The 1,979-nt window shown below is 60.1% G+C and carries 2 protein-coding genes; both read left to right on the top strand.

The genetic code is table 11. From position 1 onward, the window contains the following. Positions 1-695 (top strand): S41 family peptidase (locus NW856_RS09720; protein ID WP_414400006.1); only part of this gene is annotated, 695 nt, incomplete at its 5' end. Positions 696-899: 204 nt separating this feature from the next. Then, positions 900-1,817, top strand: coding sequence for an ornithine carbamoyltransferase (argF, locus tag NW856_RS09715; protein WP_414357622.1), 918 nt, complete (start codon positions 900-902; stop codon positions 1,815-1,817). The last annotated feature ends 162 nt before the right edge of the window (positions 1,818-1,979 follow it).

Raw genomic sequence — 1,979 nt, 5'->3', positions numbered from 1 at the left:
GAATTGAGCTGGCCACCGTGCGCTACGAGGTTCACGAGGAAAACGGCCTGCCCATTGGCTATATCCGGATTACCCAGTTTTCCGGCAACGCCGCCGAGAAGGTGCGCCAAGCCATTCGCGAGCTGGAAAAACAAGGGGTAGCCGCCTACGTTCTGGATTTGCGCGCCAACCCAGGGGGCCTGCTCTACTCCAGCGCCGAGATTGCCCGCATGTGGATTAACCGGGGCAGCATTGTCTCGACGGTGAACCGCCAAGGGGAGCAGGATCGCCTGACGGCCAACAACACGGCCCTTACCGATAAACCTTTGGCCGTTTTGGTGGATGGTGGCTCGGCCAGCGCCAGCGAGATTCTGTCGGGGGCTCTGCAGGATAACCGGCGCGCCGTGATCGTCGGCACGCAAACTTTCGGCAAGGGCCTGGTGCAGTCGGTGCATCCCCTGTCCGATGGCTCTGGGCTGGCGGTAACCATTGCCCGTTATCGCACTCCCAACGGTAACGACATCGACCACAAGGGTATTACCCCCGACATTTTGGTGGAATTGTCCGAGGAAGATCTGAAGCGGCTCAGCCAGAACCGAGAATTGGTGGCCACCCCAGCCGACCCACAGTATGCTGCTGCCATCCAGGCTCTGCAGGCTCAGATCTCTGCCCGTCGGCAGCAGGCCCAGGAGGTCATTCGTTCTTCTTCACGTTAGCCGGTGTTGGGGGCGGTTTTGATGGGTCTCAGATCTGGCACTCCTGAGACTGGGGTTAAGCCGAGGCCCAAGCTATTTAAGACTATTAAGACTCTTCTCATTCGAGTTATTCGAGGAGTGTTGACCAGCGCCGGGCTGGGGATGCTTTTATTGTTTCTGTAGGTGGCGCGTAGCACAATGGCGGGGTCGAAGATCGCGGGATCCATAAACTTGGTCGGACGGGATCTGCTCAAGCTCAGCGACCTAACCCCGGCGGAGCTGTCGGCCCTGCTAGCCCAGGCGGCTGAGTTAAAGCGGGATCCCTATCGGGTGGAGCTGCGGGGTCGGGTGTTGGGGCTGTTGTTTCAGAAGGCTTCTACCCGCACCCGCGCCAGTTTTACGGCAGCCATGGCCCAATGCGGGGGCAGCACCCTCGATCTGGTGCCGACAGTGATGCAGGTGAGCCGCGGCGAGCCCCTGCAGGATACGGCCCGCGTCCTCTCCCGCTACCTGGATGTGATCGCCATTCGCACCTACCACCAGAAGGAACTGGAAACCTTTGCCGAGTATGCCGATATTCCGGTGATCAACGCCCTCACCGATCAGTTTCACCCCTGTCAGGTGTTGGCCGATCTGCTCACCATTCAGGAGAACTTTGGCCAACTGGCGGGCCTGACCCTGGCCTATTGCGGCGATGGCAATAACGTTGCCCACTCCCTGCTGTTGGGTTGTGCCATGAGCGGGATCCACATCCGCGTCGCCACCCCCCCCGGTTACGAGCCGGATGCGGCAGTGGTGGAGCAAGCCCGCACTCTGGCCCAGGGATCCCAGGTGTTGGTGCTGCAGGATCCCCAGGAAGCCGTCTCTGGATCCCAGGTGGTCTATACCGACGTGTGGGCCAGCATGGGTCAAGAAGCTGAGGCCGAGGCCCGCAAGGCCACCTTTCTGCCCTACCAGGTCAATGCCGAGCTGATGCAACAGGCAGATCCGGAAGCCATTGTGCTGCACTGCCTGCCGGCCCACCGGGAAGAGGAAATCACCACTGAAGTATTGGAGGGATCCCAGTCCCGCGTGTGGGATCAGGCGGAAAATCGCCTACATGTGCAAAAGGCACTCCTGATTCAGGTGCTGGGCGCAGGATGACCCCTCACCCCCAGGCTAGAGAGCGGGTTAGCAAATGAGCTTACCGGAAAACTGGGTCTATGGTCATTTCGATTTAAACCAGGACACTACACCCACACCCCAAACGTTGGTCGCGTCGGCGTTGCAGAGCAATAGCGTTGCGGAGCGATAATGCAGAGGGCC

Origin of the sequence: Synechococcus sp. R3-13 (assembly GCF_047462195.1) — a bacterium.
Taxonomy (GTDB): Bacteria; Cyanobacteriota; Cyanobacteriia; order Thermostichales; family Thermostichaceae; genus Thermostichus.
This window is presented reverse-complemented; position numbering and strand designations above follow the sequence as displayed.